Source organism: Pseudomonas sp. EZ-C24, from assembly GCF_014525325.1.
Lineage (GTDB): Bacteria > Pseudomonadota > Gammaproteobacteria > Pseudomonadales > Pseudomonadaceae > Aquipseudomonas > Aquipseudomonas shirazensis.
On the sequence record NZ_JACDIU010000011.1, the window covers coordinates 20,826 to 39,825 of the forward strand.

Annotated in this window: 15 protein-coding genes; 11 read left to right on the forward strand and 4 right to left on the reverse strand. The window is 61.2% G+C overall.

Annotated features, from left to right (window positions below; all coding sequences use genetic code 11):
- Positions 1–2: 2 nt before the first annotated feature.
- The 3 genes from scpB (at position 3) to IDM28_RS06745 (ending at position 4,035) form a co-directional block, all read left to right on the forward strand.
- Positions 3–767, forward strand: coding sequence for an SMC-Scp complex subunit ScpB (gene scpB / locus IDM28_RS06735; protein WP_150569809.1), 765 nt, complete (start codon positions 3–5; stop codon positions 765–767).
- 142 nt (positions 768–909) lie between these two features.
- On the forward strand, positions 910–2,016 hold the full coding sequence (gene rluB, locus IDM28_RS06740) for a 23S rRNA pseudouridine(2605) synthase RluB (protein ID WP_101317687.1): 1,107 nt from the start codon (positions 910–912) through the stop codon (positions 2,014–2,016).
- A gap of 597 nt (positions 2,017–2,613) precedes the next feature.
- Positions 2,614–4,035 (forward strand): amino acid permease, encoded by a 1,422-nt coding sequence (locus IDM28_RS06745; protein WP_101317689.1) that lies wholly within the window; start codon positions 2,614–2,616, stop codon positions 4,033–4,035.
- Between the two features lie 67 nt (positions 4,036–4,102).
- Here IDM28_RS06745 and IDM28_RS06750 read toward each other — a convergent pair whose 3' ends face one another.
- A complete protein-coding gene (locus IDM28_RS06750) occupies positions 4,103–4,987 on the reverse strand; it encodes a LysR substrate-binding domain-containing protein (protein ID WP_101317691.1) in 885 nt (294 codons plus the stop codon).
- 151 nt (positions 4,988–5,138) lie between these two features.
- Here IDM28_RS06750 and IDM28_RS06755 point away from each other — a divergent pair, with 151 nt between their 5' ends.
- Entirely contained in the window at positions 5,139–8,159 is a 3,021-nt protein-coding gene (locus IDM28_RS06755; protein WP_150569808.1) for an FAD-binding and (Fe-S)-binding domain-containing protein, read from the forward strand.
- 508 nt (positions 8,160–8,667) lie between these two features.
- Here IDM28_RS06755 and IDM28_RS06760 read toward each other — a convergent pair.
- Together IDM28_RS06760 and phhA are read right to left on the reverse strand one after the other, a co-directional pair.
- A complete protein-coding gene (locus tag IDM28_RS06760) occupies positions 8,668–9,024 on the reverse strand; it encodes a 4a-hydroxytetrahydrobiopterin dehydratase (protein ID WP_188035602.1) in 357 nt (118 codons plus the stop codon).
- Between the two features lie 39 nt (positions 9,025–9,063).
- Positions 9,064–9,852, reverse strand: coding sequence for a phenylalanine 4-monooxygenase (gene phhA / locus IDM28_RS06765; RefSeq protein ID WP_181088171.1), 789 nt, complete (start codon positions 9,850–9,852; stop codon positions 9,064–9,066).
- Positions 9,853–10,106: 254 nt separating this feature from the next.
- Here phhA and IDM28_RS06770 point away from each other — a divergent pair, with 254 nt between their 5' ends.
- Complete coding sequence (locus tag IDM28_RS06770; RefSeq protein ID WP_103436599.1) at positions 10,107–11,669, forward strand: sigma-54-dependent transcriptional regulator; 1,563 nt, start codon at positions 10,107–10,109, stop codon at positions 11,667–11,669.
- Positions 11,670–11,715: 46 nt separating this feature from the next.
- Here IDM28_RS06770 and IDM28_RS06775 read toward each other — a convergent pair whose 3' ends face one another.
- A complete protein-coding gene (locus IDM28_RS06775; protein ID WP_101317702.1) occupies positions 11,716–11,976 on the reverse strand; it encodes a DUF2790 domain-containing protein in 261 nt (86 codons plus the stop codon).
- Positions 11,977–12,384: 408 nt separating this feature from the next.
- Between IDM28_RS06775 and acs the strand changes: the two genes are divergently transcribed.
- The 6 genes from acs to argR all read left to right on the forward strand — a co-directional run bounded on the left by acs (position 12,385) and on the right by argR (position 18,976).
- Positions 12,385–14,346, forward strand: a complete 1,962-nt coding sequence (gene acs, locus IDM28_RS06780; protein WP_150569805.1) for an acetate--CoA ligase — start codon at positions 12,385–12,387, stop codon at positions 14,344–14,346.
- A 501-nt stretch (positions 14,347–14,847) separates the two neighbouring features.
- Entirely contained in the window at positions 14,848–15,633 is a 786-nt protein-coding gene (locus IDM28_RS06785; RefSeq protein WP_188035603.1) for an ABC transporter substrate-binding protein, read from the forward strand.
- 91 nt (positions 15,634–15,724) lie between these two features.
- Positions 15,725–16,414 (forward strand): ABC transporter permease, encoded by a 690-nt coding sequence (locus tag IDM28_RS06790; protein WP_101317706.1) that lies wholly within the window; start codon positions 15,725–15,727, stop codon positions 16,412–16,414.
- Positions 16,411–17,109, forward strand: a complete 699-nt coding sequence (locus tag IDM28_RS06795) for an ABC transporter permease (protein WP_101317708.1) — start codon at positions 16,411–16,413, stop codon at positions 17,107–17,109. The genes IDM28_RS06790 and IDM28_RS06795 overlap by 4 nt, the downstream gene beginning before the upstream one ends.
- Before the next feature lie 22 nt (positions 17,110–17,131).
- Positions 17,132–17,896, forward strand: a complete 765-nt coding sequence (locus tag IDM28_RS06800; protein ID WP_101317710.1) for an ABC transporter ATP-binding protein — start codon at positions 17,132–17,134, stop codon at positions 17,894–17,896.
- Between the two features lie 99 nt (positions 17,897–17,995).
- Positions 17,996–18,976, forward strand: coding sequence for a transcriptional regulator ArgR (gene argR / locus IDM28_RS06805; protein ID WP_101317712.1), 981 nt, complete (start codon positions 17,996–17,998; stop codon positions 18,974–18,976).
- Positions 18,977–19,000 lie beyond the last annotated feature (24 nt).

A 19,000-nucleotide genomic window follows, 5' to 3' on the forward strand; every position in this document is an offset into this window, starting at 1 on the left:
CAATGAACCTGAATGAACCGCGCGACCTGGCGTCGCTGATCGAGGCTTTTCTGCTGGCCTCGGGCAAGCCACAATCGCTTGAACGGCTGTACGAGCTGCTCGATGAAACCGAGCGTCCGGCACCGGCTGTCTTCAAGAAGGCCCTCGAATTGCTGGCCAAGTCCTGCAATGGCCGCGCCTTTGAGCTCAAAGAGGTCGCCAGTGGCTATCGCCTGCAGATCCGCGAGAACTTTGCGCCTTGGGTAGGCCGGCTCTGGGAAGAACGGCCGCAGCGTTACTCGCGGGCCCTGCTCGAAACCATGGCACTGATTGCCTACCGCCAGCCCATCACTCGCGGCGAGATCGAAGACGTGCGTGGTGTGGCGGTCAACACCAACATCGTCAAGACGCTGATGGAGCGCGAGTGGATCCGCATCGTCGGCTACCGTGAAGTGCCGGGGCGCCCAGCGATGTTTGCCACTACCAAGGCGTTTCTCGATCACTTCAACCTGAAGAGCCTTGACCAGTTGCCAGCCCTGGCCGAGCTTCGCGAGATGGAGCCCGAGCCCCTGCTTGACCCGGACGACGCCCCGGTGCCGGCGCATCTGCAGGCGTTGGCTGATGCCAGCCTGGGCGAGCAAGAGGTGGGCGAGCCGCCGACCGAGACCAGCTTCCGCAGCCTGCTGGTCGAGCTGGATGCGATGGAAGAAGGTCTGAAGATTGATTTTGAAGACCTGCCCGAGGCGCAGCCTGATCCGTTGCCCGAAGATGACGCCGAACTGAGTTGACCGTTCGGCGCAAAGCCTGGCTGCCTGCGTAAAAGGCGCTACTCTGCAGTGCGCTTGGCTGATGAACCGCGTATAGTGCGCGCCCCTCTGGCCCATTCGTGGCCAGATACCGCATTTCATTCTTACACCGGGAGGTGCCCAGATGAGTGACAAAGAGCTGCTCGATACCCAACCTATTCCTCCATCCGGCGAAAAACTGCAAAAAGTTCTCGCCCGCATCGGCGTGGGCTCGCGTCGGGATGTCGAGGCCTGGATCAGTCAGGGCCGGATCAAGGTCAACGGCGTTGCCGCGACCCTTGGTCAGCGTGTCGACATGCATGACGCGATCTCGGTCGATGGCAAGCTGATCAAGCGCGTGGAGGCCTCCGAGGCCACCCGCCGGGTGATCATGTACAACAAGCCAGATGGCGAAATCTGCACCCGTGACGACCCGGAAGGCCGTCCAACCGTGTTCGATCGCCTGCCACGGCCGAAAGAGGGCCGCTGGATCAACATCGGTCGTCTCGACATCAACACCACCGGCCTGCTGCTGTTCACCACTGATGGCGAACTGGCCAACCGCCTGATGCACCCATCCTACGAGATGGACCGCGAGTACGCGGTACGTGTGCGCGGCGAAGTCGACGACGAAATGCTCGATCGACTCAAGGCTGGTGTAGTGCTTGAAGATGGCCCGGCGAAGTTCACCGACATCCAGAAAGCGCCGGGTGGCGAAGGCTTCAACCATTGGTACCACTGCGTGGTGATGGAAGGCCGTAACCGCGAAGTACGTCGCCTGTGGGAGTCGCAAGGTGTGATCGTCAGCCGTCTGAAGCGTGTGCGCTTCGGTCCGGTGTTCCTCAACTCCGACCTGCCAATGGGTCGCTGGCGCGAAATGAGCCAGTACGAAATCGACATCCTTGCCGCTGAAGTGGGCCTGCAGCCGGTTGCGCTGCCGACCTTGAACCTCAAGGCCAAGGACAAGATGGAGCGTATGCAGCGCAAGTCCAGCCGTCCGCTGGGCCGTGGCGAACGCGTACGCAATCTGCGCCCGGCGCAGGAAGGCCAGGCCGAGCGCCCGGCCCGTGCGCCGCGTGAAGACAGCGCGGCTGCGCGCAAGGGCAGCCGTGCCCCGGTCGCCAGTGCGGTAGCCGAGCGTCCGAGCGATGTACGCAAGCGCACCAACAAGCCTGATGGTGCCCGCACCAGTGGCGGTCGCCCAACTGGCGGCAAGCCTGCTGGCGGTGGTCGCGGCAAGCCGCGCGGCTGATAGCGTGTGATCTGGGGCCGCTTTGCGGCCCCAGTGGTTTCGATGGCAAACCCAGGCGCAATGCCTGGCAACTTTTCCATCCGCCTCGTAAAGAAATCCTTACGGAATCGCCCGATTCCCCAAGCAAACGCTCCCCGCGTAACGCAAACTTGCCAAACCCCCGCCGCAGAGCCCTCCCTGCACCCAACCAGGCCCTTGCCCAGTGCCCCGCAACACGCTGATATAGCCCCATGCCCTGTGCACAGCCCGGCCAAAGAGCCCGGCTAATAAAACAACAAATGGAGGCGCAATGTACGCCGATCAGTTCGCCACAACTGGCTCTTCCCACCGGATCGGTGCGCTTTTCCTACAGGAAATGACGCATCGCGTTGACGCCTGCGCGCTTGCGAGGGTATACAATGCGCCGCGTTTTACCTGTGACCCCCTTGCGTACCGCGCATTTCTGCTGACTCCCGGCTGACCGATCCTGGGCCTGTTGCCCGTCGCGTCCCGTGAATCCAGAAAAAATCCAAGGTAACCACCTTGCCCATTCCGCTGCGCCACGAGTGCGGTGGGTCCGATTCCGTCACAGATAAAAACAAGCAGGTGACTTCGTTCATGAGTGGACAAATCAAGCAGTCAGGCGAGCTCAAGCGGGGCCTGAAAAACCGCCACATCCAGTTGATCGCCCTCGGCGGCGCGATTGGTACCGGCCTGTTCCTCGGCTCAGCCGGAGTGATGGCGTCTGCCGGCCCGTCGATGATCCTCGGCTACGCCATCTGCGGCTTCATTGCCTTCATGATCATGCGCCAACTCGGCGAGATGATTGTCGAGGAGCCTGTGGCAGGTTCCTTCAGCCACTTTGCGCACAAGTACTGGGGCGGTTTTGCCGGCTTCCTGTCGGGCTGGAACTGCTGGGTGCTGTACATCCTGGTGGGCATGTCGGAGCTGTCGGCAGTGGGCAAGTATGTCCATTACTGGTGGCCCGAGATCCCGACCTGGGTCACTGCGGCGGCGTTTTTCCTGCTGATCAATGCCATCAATTTGATGAACGTGAAGGTGTTCGGCGAGACCGAGTTCTGGTTCGCGATCATCAAGGTCGTGGCCATCGTCGGCATGATCGGCCTGGGCGCCTACATGCTCACCTCAGGCAGTGGCGGCCCGGAAGCGTCGGTCACCAACCTGTGGGTGCATGGCGGGTTCTTCCCCAACGGCGTCACGGGGCTGGTGATGGCGCTGGCGATCATCATGTTCTCGTTCGGCGGCCTGGAGATGCTCGGTTTTACGGCGGCCGAGGCTGACAAGCCGAAAACCGTCATCCCCAAGGCGATCAACCAGGTCATCTACCGCATCCTGATCTTCTATATTGGTGCGCTGGTGATCCTGCTCTCGCTGACCCCTTGGAATACCCTGGTCGCCAGCATCGAAGCCGCCGGCGGCAGCTACGGCAGCAGCCCGTTCGTGCAGGTGTTCTCGCTGCTGGGTAGCGACGTTGCTGCGCACCTGCTCAACTTCGTGGTATTGACCGCGGCGCTGTCGGTGTACAACAGCGGCACCTACTGCAATGCGCGCATGCTCTACGGCATGGCCGAGCAGGGCGATGCGCCAGCAGGCCTGGCCAAGATCGACAAGCGCGGCGTGCCGGTTCGTTCGATTCTGGCTTCGGCAGCGGTCACCCTGGTAGCGGTGCTGCTCAACTACTTCATGCCGCAGCATGCGCTCGAGCTGCTGATGTCGCTGGTAGTGGCCGCGCTGGTGATCAACTGGGCGATGATCAGCTTCTCGCACCTCAAGTTCCGCCAGCACCTTGACCGTACAGGCCAGAAACCGCTGTTCAAGGCGTTGTGGTACCCCTACGGCAACTACCTGGTGATGGCTTTTGTGGTGCTGATCCTCGGCACCATGCTGATGATCCCGGGTATCCAGGTGTCGGTCTACGCCATCCCGGTATGGCTGCTGGTGATGTACCTGGCCTATGTCCTCAAGGGCGGCAAGCGTGCCGGTCCTGCCGAGGCAGTTGTAGAGAGCGTGGCCAAGTAAACGGTCGCGGGCTTTACCCAAAACCCGATGTCAGGTCACTGACATCGGGTTTTTTATTCGCTGCGGATCAGATCTGCGCCAGCAACCAGCTACGGAATGCCCGCAGCGAGGGCAACGCTTCGTTGCGCGGCGGATAGATCAGGTAGTAGCTGCGTTGGCTGGCAAAAGCTGCGCCGGGGCTGTACAGCTCGCCCTTGGCCAATTCTTCCTCGACCAGAATCCGCGGCACCAGGCCAATGCCGATGCCGGCGCGCACCGCCTGGATCAGGTGCGAGGTCAGCTCGAAGCTCGGCCCCAGGCGCATCGATCGGTGTGGCAGCTCCTGATGGGAGAACCATTCGCCCCATGCATGAGGGTTGTTGGCCACGTTCAGCAGTACTTCCTGGCTGATCCGCGTTGGGTCCCACTGCTGGCCATCGCGGGCTGCGTCCGGCGGCAAGATCACCAGCAGTTGCTCGGCATGCAGGCGATGGCAGATCAGCCCGGGCAAGTCATTGCTGGCCACGCCGATGGCGGCGTCGATTTCGCTGGTGTCGAAATTGATCGCTTCGATGCGCGAATGAATATGCACCAGCATGCCCGGGTGCGCCGCGTAAAACTCATGCAGGCGTGGCAGCAGCCATTTCGAGCCGAAGGTGGGCAGGGTGGCCAGCCGCAGTGTGCCCACGCCGGACTGGTACGCCAAGGCCTGCAAGGTCGCGCTGCGGATGCGCCCGAGCGCCTCGCTGAGCTCGCCCTGGTACAGCCGGCCGACGTCGGTGAGCTGCACCTGACGGCCCTCGCGGCGAAACAGCGTCAGGCCCAGTTGCTGTTCCAGCGCCTGGACCTGGCGGCTGACCGCGCTTTGGGTTAGCGACAGCTCGGCGGCGGCGCGGGTGTAGCTCTCATGCCGGGCGGCTGCCTCGAAGGCCAGCAGCAGTGACATCGAGGGCGTCAGGTGGCGGTAATTCATTCATAAAGCTCATCAATAGCGGCAGGAATATCCGTTTGCCCCCAGCGGCAAACTACAGGAACATTGGCCTATTCGTCATCAGTGCCTGCGCGATGCATGCCGCAATGACAGGTTTACCGTGAATCAGCCCATATCAAGAGGCCATCCAACGATGATCGCCCAGTTGCACACCAGCGCGCCTGCCGCCAATTACCCAGAATTCCTCGAAGCCCTGCGTGGCAGTGGCTTCGCCGGCCAGATCAGCGCCGACTACGCCACCCGTACCGTGCTCGCGACCGACAACTCGATTTACCAGCGCCTGCCGCAGGCGGCGGTGTTTCCGTTGCACGCAGACGACGTGGCCAAGGTTGCAGCACTGATGAGCGAGCCGCGCTTTGCCGGCATCAAGCTGACCCCGCGCGGCGGCGGCACTGGTACCAATGGCCAGTCGCTGACCGATGGCATCATCGTCGACCTGTCGCGGCACATGAACAACATCCTCGAGATCAACGTCGAGCAGCGTTGGGTGCGGGTCCAGGCGGGTGTGGTCAAAGACCAGCTCAATGCTGCGCTCAAACCGCACGGGTTGTTCTTCGCCCCCGAGCTGTCTACCTCAAACCGCGCCACCGTTGGCGGCATGATCAACACCGATGCCAGCGGCCAGGGCAGTTGCACCTACGGCAAGACCCGCGACCACGTGCTCGAACTGCACAGCGTGCTGCTCGGCGGCGAACGCCTGCACAGCCTGCCGATCGATGACGCTGCGCTGGAGCAGGCCTGTGCCGCACCCGGCCGCGCCGGTGAGGTGTATCGCATTGCTCGCGACATTCATGAAACCCAGGCAGAACTGATCGAGACCACCTTCCCCAAGCTCAATCGCTGCCTGACCGGCTATGACCTTGCGCACCTGCGCGACGAGCAGGGCCGCTTCAACCTCAATAGCGTGCTGTGCGGCGCCGAGGGTTCGCTGGGCTATGTGGTCGAAGCCAAGCTAAACGTGCTGCCGATCCCCAAATACGCAGTGCTGGTCAACGTGCGCTACAGCAGCTTCATGGATGCTCTGCGCGATGCCAATGCGCTGATGGCGCACAAGCCGCTGTCGATCGAAACGGTCGATTCCAAGGTGCTGCTGCTGGCGATGCAGGATATCGTCTGGCACAGCGTCGCCGAGTACTTCCCGGCGGATGCCGAGCGGCCAACCCTGGGCATCAACCTGATCGAGTTCTGCGGTGATGACCCTGCCGAGGTGAATGCCCGGGTGCAGGCTTTCATCGGCCATCTGCAGACTGACAAAGGTGTAGAACGGCTCGGCCACACCCTGGCCGAGGGCGCCGAGGCGGTCACTCGCGTGTACACCATGCGCAAGCGCTCGGTCGGCCTGCTGGGCAACGTCGAAGGCGAAGTGCGCCCGCAGCCGTTTGTCGAAGACACCGCCGTGCCGCCCGAGCAGTTGGCCGACTACATTGCCGAATTCCGCGCTCTGCTCGACAGCTATGGCCTGGCCTATGGCATGTTCGGCCACGTCGATGCCGGCGTACTGCACGTGCGCCCGGCATTGGACATGAAAGACCCGGCCCAGGCGGCGCTGGTCAAACCGATCTCGGATGCAGTGGCAGCGTTGACCAAGCGCTACGGTGGGCTGCTCTGGGGCGAGCATGGCAAGGGCCTGCGCTCGGAATACGTGCCGGAGTATTTCGGCGCGCTGTATCCTGCCTTGCAGCGCCTGAAGGGCGCGTTCGATCCGCACAACCAGCTCAACCCCGGCAAGATCTGCACCCCGCCGGACAGCGCCGAAGGCCTGACCAAGGTCGATGGCGTGACCCTGCGTGGTGACCTCGACCGGACCATTGACGAGCGCGTCTGGCAGAGCTTTGGCAGCGCGGTGCACTGCAACGGCAACGGCGCCTGTTACAACTACGACCCCAACGACGCCATGTGCCCGTCCTGGAAGGCCACCCGCGAGCGCCAGCATTCGCCCAAGGGCCGTGCCTCGTTGATGCGCGAGTGGCTGCGCCTGCAAGGGGCGGCGGATATCGACGTGCTGGCCGCGGCACGCAGCAAGGTCTCCTGGCTCAAGGGCTTGCCGACGCGGCTGCGCAACAACCGTGCACAGCAGCAGGGGGAGGTCGACTTTTCCCACGAGGTGTACGACGCAATGGCCGGTTGCCTGGCCTGTAAATCCTGTGCAGGCCAGTGCCCGATCAAGGTCAACGTGCCGGACTTCCGCTCGCGCTTCCTTGAGCTGTACCACGGCCGTTACCAGCGGCCACTGCGCGATTACTTGATTGGCTCGCTGGAATTCAGCATCCCGTACCTGGCCCACGCGCCGGGCCTGTATAACGCGGTGATGGGCTCGAAGTGGGTCAGCAAGTTGCTGGCCGACAAAGTCGGCATGGTCGACAGCCCATTGATCAGCCGCTTCAACTTCCAGGCGACGCTGACCCGTTGCCGTGTGCAGATGGCCACTGTGCCGACCCTGCGCGAACTGACCCCCGCCCAGCGCGAGCGCAGTATCGTGCTGGTGCAGGATGCCTTCACCCGCTACTTCGAAACGCCGCTGTTGGCGTCATTCATCGAGCTTGCCCATCGCCTCGGCCACCGTGTTTTCCTCGCGCCCTATAGCGCCAATGGCAAGCCGCTGCACGTGCAGGGCTTCCTCGGTGCGTTCGCCAAGGCGGCGATCCGCAACGGCAGCCAGCTCAAGGCGCTGGCCGACTGTGGCGTGCCATTGGTAGGCCTAGACCCGGCCATGACCCTGGTGTATCGCCAGGAATACCAGAAGGTCGAGGGGCTGCAGGACTGCCCGAAAGTGCTGTTGCCGCAGGAATGGCTGATCGACGTGCTGCCTGAGCAAGTGCCAGCCACTGGCGCCAGCTTCCGCTTGATGGCGCACTGCACCGAGAAAACCAACGTACCGGCCAGCACTCGGCAATGGGAGCAGGTCTTCGCACGTATGGGCCTGACATTGGTCACCGAGGCCACCGGCTGCTGTGGCATGTCTGGCACTTATGGGCATGAGGCGCGCAACCAGCAGACCTCGCGGACTATCTTCGAGCAGTCGTGGGCGACCAAGCTGGATAAACAGGGTGAGCCCCTGGCGACTGGCTATTCCTGCCGCAGTCAGGTCAAGCGCCTGGCTGACAAGCAGTTGCGCCATCCGCTCGAAGTCGTGCTGCAGTTTGCCCTGCGCTGAATTTCAGCGAGGTGGGGGGAGTCATGGAGAGGTGACCGCAGGAGGGGGCGGTAGGTCTGGCTGATGAGGCTGGGCTTGCCAGCGGTACTCTGGACGGTGTGAAAACGTGATGAAGTGGGGTTTCCCGTGTTCAGCCGTTTTCACACTGCCGTGCGCGGTTATTCCTGATCAGCGCTGGATGTATCGTCGCCATTCTGCTCGACGGCTGGCGTCGGTTCAGAGTGGGCGGCAACGGTGTGCTCTTCGGGGTTCAGGCTTGGGAAGGGATGATTCGGGATCTCATGCATCTCGTCGTCCTCGCAAGTGTGAGTTGAAAAGGCTGCGCCAGGCGCGTGTGTGGCTTTGAAAAAGCTTGGGCAGGATACAGCAGTCGACATGACAGTTTGAACTTTTTGCCGATCAGCTGTCGGCTAGCGGGCGGATATCGGACGCAGCACGTGGCAGGGGATGCAGTTGAAACGGCAAGCGCCCGCAGAGTCCACGGCCTCTGCGGGCGCTGCCAGGCAGGTTACTTGCGGCCTTCGGCGTTCTTGGCCACTTCATCGGTGCGGGCGCACATGATGAAGTCATTGCGGTGCAGACCTTTGATCGAATGGCTCCACCAGGTCACAGTGACTTTGCCCCATTCGGTCATCAGACCAGGGTGGTGGCCTTCGGCTTCGGCGATTTCGCCAACGGCATTGGTAAAGGCCAGGGCGTGCTTGAAGTTCTTGAACAGGAATACCCGTTCCAGCTCCATATGGCCGTCACGCACTTCGATGTTCCAATCGGGGATCTGCCGGATCAGCTCGGGCAGTTCGGCTTCGCTGACCTGCGGGGCGTCGGCGCGGCAGGCATCGCAGTGGGCTTGATTCAAGGCATTCATGGTGTGGTTCCAATTCGAGTTGTTATCGTCAAGGTGGCTTCAGGCAGCAACCTTGGGTGGAAACTTGGGTGCGTGCAGGCCCAGCTGCATGCCCTGGTGGACCATGCCCATGATGTCTTCATGGGCCAGGTCGAACAGGCGCTTGAGGTTGGGCAGGACGAAGTACACCGGCTGCAGGATATCGATGCGATAAGGCGTGCGCATCGCCTCGATCGGGTCGAAGGCCTGATGCTCAGGCTCGCTGGACAGACTGTAGACGGTCTCCTTGGGTGAGGAGAGGATGCCGCCGCCGTAGATACGTTGGCCTTGCGCGGTATCCATCAAGCCGAATTCGATGGTCATCCAGTACAGCCGGGCCAGGTACACCCGCTCTTCCTTGGTCGCAGCCAGGCCCAGCTTGCCATAGGTGTGGGTGAATTCGGCGAACCACGGGTTGGTCAGCAGCGGGCAGTGGCCGAAGATTTCATGAAAGATATCCGGCTCTTGCAGGTAGTCCAGTTCTTCACGGGTGCGGATGAAGGTAGCCACCGGGAAGCGCTTGCTGGCAAGCAGTTCGAAAAAGGTCTGGAACGGGATCAATGCTGGCACGCGTGCAACCTGCCAGCCCGTGGTGGCGCCAAGCACTTTGTTGATCTCGCCCAACTGGGGAATGCGCTCATGGGGCAGCTTGAGCTGCTCGATGCCGTCCAGGTACTCCTGGCACGCACGGCCTTCGATCACCTTTAACTGGCGGGTAATCAAGGTATTCCAGACTGCGTGCTCGTCTTGCGGGTAGTCGATAAAACCGTTCGCATCGGGCTCGCGGGCCACGTAGTGCGTCTGTTTCATGTGGCTCTCCTGGTGAGGGCTTTATTGTTTTGATTGCGACTGCCCCTAGGAATATCCCGATGCCGAAGGTTTTGCATCGGGTTAACGCGCACGTTAACCCGCTTCCGGCCGCGGTTTCGTAACGTTAATTTTACAAAATGTCGGTGATCCCGGAAAATCACGGCCATGCGCGATAGCTGAGCGCTATTTTTGTCAGCTTATCTTTACGACTTTTCTGCGTGCCGGTTAAAAATCGGCAGCTTCGAGATATCTACATGCGTATCAAAGTGCATTGCCAGAACCGCATCGGCATCCTGCGGGACATCCTCAACCTGCTGGTGGAGTACGGCATCAACGTGCTGCGGGGGGAGGTGGGCGGCGACCATGGCAACGCGATCTACCTGCATTGCCCGAACCTGGTGAACCTGCAGTTTCAGGCGTTACGGCCCAAGTTCGAAGCCATCACCGGCGTATTCGGCGTCAAGCGGGTCGGCCTGATGCCCAGTGAGCGCCGGCACATGGAGCTCAACGCCCTGCTGGGCGCGCTCGAGTTTCCGGTGCTGTCGGTGGACATGGGCGGCAGCATCGTCGCCGCCAACCGGGCCGCCGCGCAGTTGCTGGGCGTGCGTGTGGATGAGGTGCCGGGCTTGCCGCTGGCGCGCTATGTCGAGGACTTTGACCTGCCTGAACTGGTCCGCGCCAACCAGTCGCGGATCAACGGCCTGCGGGTCAAGCTCAAGGGCGATGTGTTTCTGGCAGATATCGCGCCGCTACAGTCCGAGCACGATGAAAGCGAAGCGCTGGCCGGTGCTGTGTTGACCCTGCACCGCGCCGACCGCATCGGCGAGCGTATCTACAATGTGCGCAAGCAGGAGCTGCGCGGCTTTGACAGTATCTTCCAAAGCTCGAAAGTAATGGCGGCGGTAGTGCGCGAGGCGCGGCGCATGGCCCCTCTGGATGCGCCACTGCTGATTGAAGGTGAAACCGGCACGGGCAAGGAGCTGCTGGCGCGCGCCTGTCACCTGGCCAGCCCGCGCGGTCAGGCGCCGTTGATGGCGCTCAACTGTGCCGGCTTGCCGGAGTCGATGGCCGAGACCGAGCTGTTTGGCTACGGCCCGGGCGCATTCGAAGGTGCCCGCGCCGAGGGCAAGCTCGGTCTGCTCGAGCTGACCGCAGGCGGCACCTTGTTCCTCGATGGCGTTGCCGAGATGAGCCCACGTCTGCAGGTCAAGCTGCTGCGCTTTTTGCAGGACGGCTGCTTTCGTCGGGTCGGCAGTGATGAAGAGGTATACCTGGATGTACGGGTCATCTGCGCGACCCAGGTGGACTTGTCCGAGTTGTGCGCGCGGGGTGAGTTCCGCCAGGACCTGTACCACCGCTTGAACGTGCTCTCGCTGCACATTCCGCCGCTGCGTGAGTGCATGGATGGCCTGGACGGCTTGGTCGAGCATTTTCTGGATCAAGCCAGCCGGCAGATTGGCTGCCCACTACCCAAGTTGGTGTCGGCGGCCATGGATAAACTCGCGCACTATCACTGGCCGGGCAATGTCCGCCAACTTGAGAATGTACTGTTTCAAGCCGTTTCATTGTGTGAGGGCGGTGTGGTTAAAAGTGAGCATATCCGTTTGCCGGATTATGGTGTGCGCCAACCGTTGGGCGAGTTTTCCCTGGAGGGGCAACTTGCTGATATTGTCGGGCGTTTTGAAAGGGCGGTGTTGGAATCGTTGTTGGCGGAGTTTCCAAGTAGTCGTGCGTTGGGTAAACGCTTGGGCGTTTCACATACGACCATCGCTAATAAGTTGCGAGAATATGCGCTAGGTAAATCAGCGGATCAATAGTGCGGATTAAGCGAAAGGGGCCTTGCGGGCCCCTGTTTCATGCTGCTTAACCGTTCGAGCAGCCGTTGCCCATCACTCGGTATTCGAGAATGTGCTGTTGGCCCTGCGAGTCTTCATAGGTCATGCGGGCCGGTACCACTTCGCAGACATTGGGCACCGCGCTCATCGAGATAACACGGGCGATGTCCAGGTGCTGCGAGTAGTTGTACTGTTCAACCGGGATCTGCTTGGCGTTGTTTGCAAGGTCGTCGGCCAGTGCCGCGGTGCTGCAAAGAGTGCCAAGTGCCAATACCAGTAACGCTTTCATTTTTAGTTTACCTATACAGGGGCGAGAGGGTGCACGCAGCGCGTTTGGCGCTGCGCGTAAAACGATAATCAAGGGTTTTAATTATCTTGGGATTAACACCTGCCGGGTGGGGGCTACTGTCGGAAGTTAATCGCCTTGCCGTTGTTGGCGAGATGAATTTTAGGCCGCGGTGTACGGCTGAAACAGAGCGGGTTTTGATAAAGACTGTTGGCAGATTCTGTAACAATCCTGCGCCGCTGTAATGTGACCAGACTGGCGAAGTGCTGGCATGGCTGATCTAGAGCCATCGCTGAGGGAGCAGTGGGTAAAGGAGGGGGGCGCTACTACCAACGTCGAATGGCCCTGAGCACTCTGTTACAGTTAAAAACGGTTCCATACAAAAACAACTATTACACCGAGGTATCACAGATGAGTGCGGCTCCACTGTATCCCGTTCGTCCCGAGGTTGCGGCGACCACCCTGACCGACGAGGCCACCTACAAGGCCATGTACCAGCAATCGGTGATCAACCCCGATGGTTTCTGGCGCGAGCAGGCTCAGCGGCTGGACTGGATCAAGCCGTTCACCAAGGTCAAGCAGACCTCGTTCGACGACCATCATGTCGATATCAAATGGTTCGCCGATGGCACCCTCAACGTTTCCTACAACTGCCTGGACCGTCACCTTGAAGAGCGTGGCGATCAGGTAGCAATCATCTGGGAGGGCGACGACCCATCCGAGAGCCGCAACATCACCTACCGCGAACTGCACGAGCAGGTCTGCAAGTTCGCCAACGCCTTGCGTGGCCAGGACGTGCACCGCGGTGACGTGGTGACCATCTACATGCCGATGATCCCCGAAGCTGTGGTCGCCATGCTGGCCTGTGCCCGCATCGGTGCGATCCATTCGGTAGTCTTCGGTGGTTTCTCGCCAGAAGCACTTGCGGGGCGGATCATCGACTGCAAGTCGAAGATCGTCATCACTGCCGACGAGGGCTTGCGTGGCGGTCGCCGTACTCCGCTCAAGGGCAACGTCGACCTGGCGCTGACCAACCCGGAAACCAGCAGCGTGCAGAAGATCATCGTCTGCAAGCGCACCGGTGGCGACATCGCCTGGCACCAGCATCGCGATATCTGGTACGAAGACCTGATGAAGGTTGCTTCCAGCCACTGTGCACCGAAAGAAATGGGCGCCGAAGAAGCGCTGTTCATCCTCTACACCTCAGGGTCCACCGGCAAGCCAAAGGGCGTCTTGCACACCACCGGCGGCTACATGGTTTACGCCGCGCTGACCCATGAGCGGGTATTCGACTACCGCCCGGGTGAAGTCTACTGGTGCACCGCCGACGTCGGCTGGATCACCGGCCACAGCTACATCGTCTACGGCCCGCTGGCCAACGGCGCTACCACCGTGTTGTTCGAGGGTGTGCCAAACTATCCGGATATCACTCGTGTGTCGAAGATCATCGACAAGCACAAGGTCAATATCCTCTACACCGCACCGACCGCGATCCGCGCAATGATGGCTGAGGGGCAGGCTGCAGTCGAAGGTGCCGATGGCTCAAGCCTGCGCCTGCTCGGCTCGGTCGGCGAGCCGATCAACCCGGAAGCCTGGAACTGGTACCACCAGGCCGTAGGCAAGGGCCGTTGCCCGATCGTCGACACCTGGTGGCAGACCGAAACCGGCGGCATCCTCATCAGCCCGCTGCCAGGCGCGACTGGCCTCAAGCCGGGCTCGGCGACGCGGCCGTTCTTCGGTGTGGTGCCGGCGCTGGTCGACAACCTCGGCAACCTGATTGATGGTGCGGCCGAGGGTAACCTGGTGATTCTCGATTCGTGGCCAGGCCAGTCGCGCTCGCTGTATGGCGATCATGACCGCTTCGTCGATACCTATTTCAAGACCTTCCGCGGCATGTACTTCACCGGTGACGGCGCCCGTCGCGATGAAGATGGCTACTACTGGATCACCGGCCGTGTGGATGACGTGCTCAACGTTTCCGGCCACCGCATGGGTACCGCCGAGATCGAAAGCGCGATGGTCGCTCATGCAAAGGTCGCCGAGGCGGCGGTGGTGGGTGTGCCGCACGACATCAAGGGGCAGGGCATCTATGTCTATGTCACCCTCAACTCCGGTATCGAGCCTAGCGAGCAGTTGCGCCTTGAGCTGAAAAACTGGGTGCGCAAGGAGATCGGCCCGATTGCTTCGCCGGATGTTATCCAGTGGGCGCCAGGGCTGCCGAAGACCCGCTCGGGCAAGATCATGCGACGGATCCTGCGCAAGATCGCCACGGCTGAGTACGATGCCTTGGGTGATATTTCGACCTTGGCCGACCCTGGTGTGGTGCAGCATTTGATCGACACGCACAAGTCGATGAACCTGGCTTCGGCTTGATCAATCGGTGTGGAGGGGGCGCGCAGCAGCCCCACTCCCCAAAGCCCCGCTTCGGCGGGGTTTTTGCATTCTGTTACTTCGACATTCATCGGTAACCGATTTTGTCACCGGCGGCGCACCAAGGCGGGGCGTGGCTACCCACACGGGCCCCAAAACAGGGCTGCCGTGGCTGTCAGCAAAACCGATGACACGCTGCACTTGCCGTATTACAAGGCTTTGCCAATAATAGGCGCACTTATTGCTTCGTTTACAGGTTGTTTCCTTTTCGCTCTTGCATAAATCGTAAGGGCTGTCAATATCGCCCGCTACTGTTTCATGCGCTTCTATAACTAGTTGTCGCTTTGAAGAAATATCGACTAACGGGCTGTCGTTAGAATGCCACTCACTCGCTCGTGGTCTGCGGCCCTGGTCGATACCTCTCGCGGCTTGCGTTGTACCCATTCGCATTCGGGCAGCTGTTACCCCCTGCCTTGTATTGCCCCGTACCGATGGAGTTACCTGATGAAGAAGCTTGCACTGCTTGGCGCCCTGGCGCTGTCCGTGTTTTCCCTGGTATCGCACGCCGATGAAAAACCGCTGAAAATCGGTATCGAGGCCGCTTACCCTCCGTTCGCCTTCAAGCAGCCTGATGGCAGCATTGCCGGCTTTGACTACGACATCGGCAATGCCCTGTGCACCGAGATGAAGGTCAAGTGCACCTGGGTCGAGCAAGAGTTCGACGGCCTGATCCCGGCACTCAAGGTGCGCAAGATCGACGCGATCCTGTCGTCGATGTCGATCACCGACGATCGCAAGAAGTCGGTCGACTTCACCAATCGCTACTACCTGACCCCGGCACGTCTGGTGATGAAAGACGGCACCACCGTCAGCGACTCGCTGGCCGAGCTCAAGGGCAAGAAGATCGGCGTGCAGCGCGGCTCGATCCACAACCGCTTCGCCAATGAAGTACTGGCCCCGCAAGGCGCAACTGTCGTGCCTTACGGCACGCAGAACGAAATCTACCTGGATGTCGCTGCCGGTCGTCTCGATGGCACTGTCGCCGACGCCACCCTGCTCGAAGACGGCTTCCTCAAGACCGACGCCGGCAAGGGCTTTGCCTTTGTAGGTCCGGCCTTCACCGACGCCAAGTACTTCGGCGACGGCATCGGTATCGCCGTGCGCAAGGGTGACAAGGCCAACCTCGATCGGATCAACGCTGCCATTGCCGCGATTCGCGCCAACGGCGAGTACAAGAAGATCCAGGACAAGTACTTCAATTTCGACATCTACGGGCCTGAGGTCAAGTAAGACGTCGGACCGCAACTGTGCAATGGTGCAAACAGCAGAGGCTCTGAGGTTTGCACCATTTTTCATTCCCTAGGTCTGAGGAATCCCAATCATGTTGAAAGGCTACGGGGCAGTCATCCTCGATGGGGCGTGGCTGACGCTACAGCTCGCCCTGTCGTCGATGGCCCTGGCCATCGTGCTCGGTCTGATCGGCGTGGCGCTGCGCCTGTCGCCGGTGCGCTGGCTGGCCTGGCTCGGCGATATGTATGCCACGGTCATCCGCGGCATCCCGGATCTGGTGTTGATCCTGCTGATTTTCTACGGTGGCCAGGACTTGCTCAATCGGCTCGCGCCACTGTTGGGCTATGACGACTACATCGACCTCAACCCGCTGGCTGCCGGTATCGGTACGCTGGGGTTCATCTTTGGCGCGTACCTGTCGGAAACCTTCCGCGGCGCGTTCCTGGGTATCCCCAAAGGGCAGGCCGAAGCCGGTGTGGCTTACGGCATGAGCAGCCGCCAGGTGTTCTTCCGGGTGATGGTGCCGCAGATGATCCGCCTGGCCATTCCGGGCTTTACCAACAACTGGCTGGTATTGACCAAGGCGACCGCGTTGATCTCGGTGGTCGGTCTGCAAGACATGATGTTCAAGGCCAAGCAGGCGGCTGATGCCACCCGCGAACCCTTCACTTTCTTCCTGGCGGTGGCTGCGCTGTACCTGGTGCTCACCAGTGTTTCGCTGCTGGCGTTGAAATACCTTGAACGGCGCTACTCGGTAGGCGTCAAGGCGGCAGAACTATGATCTTTGACTACAACGTCATCTGGGAAGCCATGCCGCTGTACTTGGGCGGCTTGCTGACGACCCTGAAATTGCTGGCGTTCTCGCTGCTGTTCGGTTTGCTGGCAGCGGTACCGCTGGGGCTGATGCGGGTGTCCAAGCAGCCGCTGGTGAATGTGCCGGCCTGGCTCTACACCTATGTCATTCGCGGCACGCCAATGCTGGTGCAGCTGTTCTTGATCTACTACGGCCTGGCTCAGTTCGAGGCAGTGCGCGAGAGTATCTTCTGGCCGTGGCTGTCCAGCGCGACTTTCTGCGCGTGCCTGGCATTTGCCGTCAATACCAGCGCCTATACCGCTGAGATCATCGCCGGCAGCCTCAAGGCGACGCCCCATGGCGAGATCGAAGCAGCCAAGGCGATGGGCATGTCGCGCTACAAGATGTACCGCCGCATCCTGCTGCCGTCGGCCATGCGCCGCGCGCTGCCGCAGTACAGCAACGAAGTGATCATGATGCTGCAGACCACCAGCCTGGCCTCGATCGTGACCCTGATCGACATCACCGGCGCGGCGCGTACCGTCAATGCCCAGTACTACCTGCCTTTCGAGGCCTACATCACCGCGGGTGTGTTCTACCTGTGCCTGACCTTCATTCTGGTGCGCCTGTTCAAGATGGCCGAACGCCGCTGGCTGGGCTACCTGGCGCCGCGCAAGCACTGACCGCTCTGTGAGAACCGACAGCATGTACAAACTCGAAGTCCAAGACCTGCACAAGCGCTACGGCAGCCATGAAGTGCTCAAGGGCGTGTCCCTGGCGGCCAAGGCCGGCGATGTGATCAGCATCATCGGCTCCAGCGGTTCGGGCAAGTCGACCTTCCTGCGTTGCATCAACCTGCTCGAGCAACCGCATGCGGGCAAGATTCTGCTCAACAACGAAGAGCTCAAGCTGGTTGCCGGCAAGGAAGGCGCGCTCAAGGCGGCCGATCCGCGCCAGTTGCAGCGGATGCGTTCGCGCCTGTCGATGGTGTTTCAGCATTTCAATCTGTGGGCGCACATGACCGCGCTCGAGAACATCATCGAAGCGCCGGTGCATGTGCTCGGCATGAACAAGAAAGAAGCCCTGGAGAAAGCCGAGCATTACCTGGCCAAGGTCGGCGTCTCGCACCGCAAGGACGCCTACCCTGGGCATATGTCCGGTGGTGAGCAGCAACGTGTGGCGATTGCCCGTGCGCTGGCCATGGAGCCGGAGGTGATGCTGTTCGACGAGCCGACCTCGGCACTCGACCCGGAGCTGGTCGGTGATGTGCTCAAGGTCATGCAGTCGTTGGCCCAGGAGGGCCGCACCATGGTCGTGGTGACCCACGAAATGGGCTTTGCCCGCGAGGTCTCCAATCAGCTGGTGTTCCTGCATAAAGGCATCGTCGAGGAGCGTGGCAATCCGCGTGAAGTGCTGGTCAATCCGCAGTCGGAACGGCTCCAGCAGTTTCTCTCGGGCAGCTTGAAGTAACGCTGCACCTTTGCACCAGAATAGGGCATGCTGCGCAGCGAGCGCAGCCATCCCCGGCGCAACTGACGCCACCTCTTCTCAGGTTTCGGACCACGCCCTATGACCACCCAGCGTATCGGCTTTCTCATCTGGCCCAACACCCGGCCGCTGACCTTGGCCCTGGCCGAAGAAGCACTGCTGGTGGCTCAGCGGGTACATCCGGAAGTTATCTACGATCTGGTGTTTCTCCAGGCTGAGCCTGGCGAGCAGCAGGGCTGGCAGTTGCCGGGCGAGGCCTGGAATGGTCGGCTCGAAGGTTTCCAGAAGCTCTTCGTGCTGGCTGACGAGCCGCCGCAGGCGGTCACGGCCGCGCTGTCGTCCGGGCTCAAGCAGCTGGCTCGCAGCGGTTGCGTCATTGCCGGGCTGTCGGCGGGCGTCTATCCCCTGGCGCAGCTCGGCCTGCTCGATGGTTATCGCGCGGCGGTACATTGGCGCTGGCAGGATGATTTTGCCGAACGCTTCCCCAAGGTGATTGCCACCAGCCATCTGTTCGACTGGGACCGTGATCGCCTGACCGCCTGTGGTGGTATGGCCGTGGTCGACCTGCTGCTGGCCGTGCTGGCCCGTGACCATGGCGCCGAGCTTGCCGGTGCGGTGTCCGAGGAGCTGGTGGTCGAGCGCATTCGCGAGGGCGGCGAGCGGCAGCGTATCCCGCTGCAGAACCGCCTTGGCTCGAGCCATCCCAAGCTGACCCAGGCCGTGCTGTTGATGGAAGCCAACATCGAAGAGCCGCTGACCACCGATGAGATCGCCCAGCATGTGTGCGTCTCGCGGCGCCAGCTGGAGCGGATCTTCAAGCAGTACCTCAATCGCGTGCCGAGCCAGTATTATCTTGAGCTGCGCTTGAACAAGGCGCGGCAGATGTTGATGCAGACCAGCAAGTCGATCATCCAGATCGGGCTGTCGTGCGGGTTCTCGTCAGGGCCGCATTTTTCCAGCGCCTACCGCAACTTCTTCGGCGCAACGCCGCGGGAAGACCGCAACCAGCGGCGCAACAACAGCCCGTTCGAGTTGAGTTCAGCGACTTCAGTCGACAAGTAGGATGATGGGGCCGTTGCACGGCCC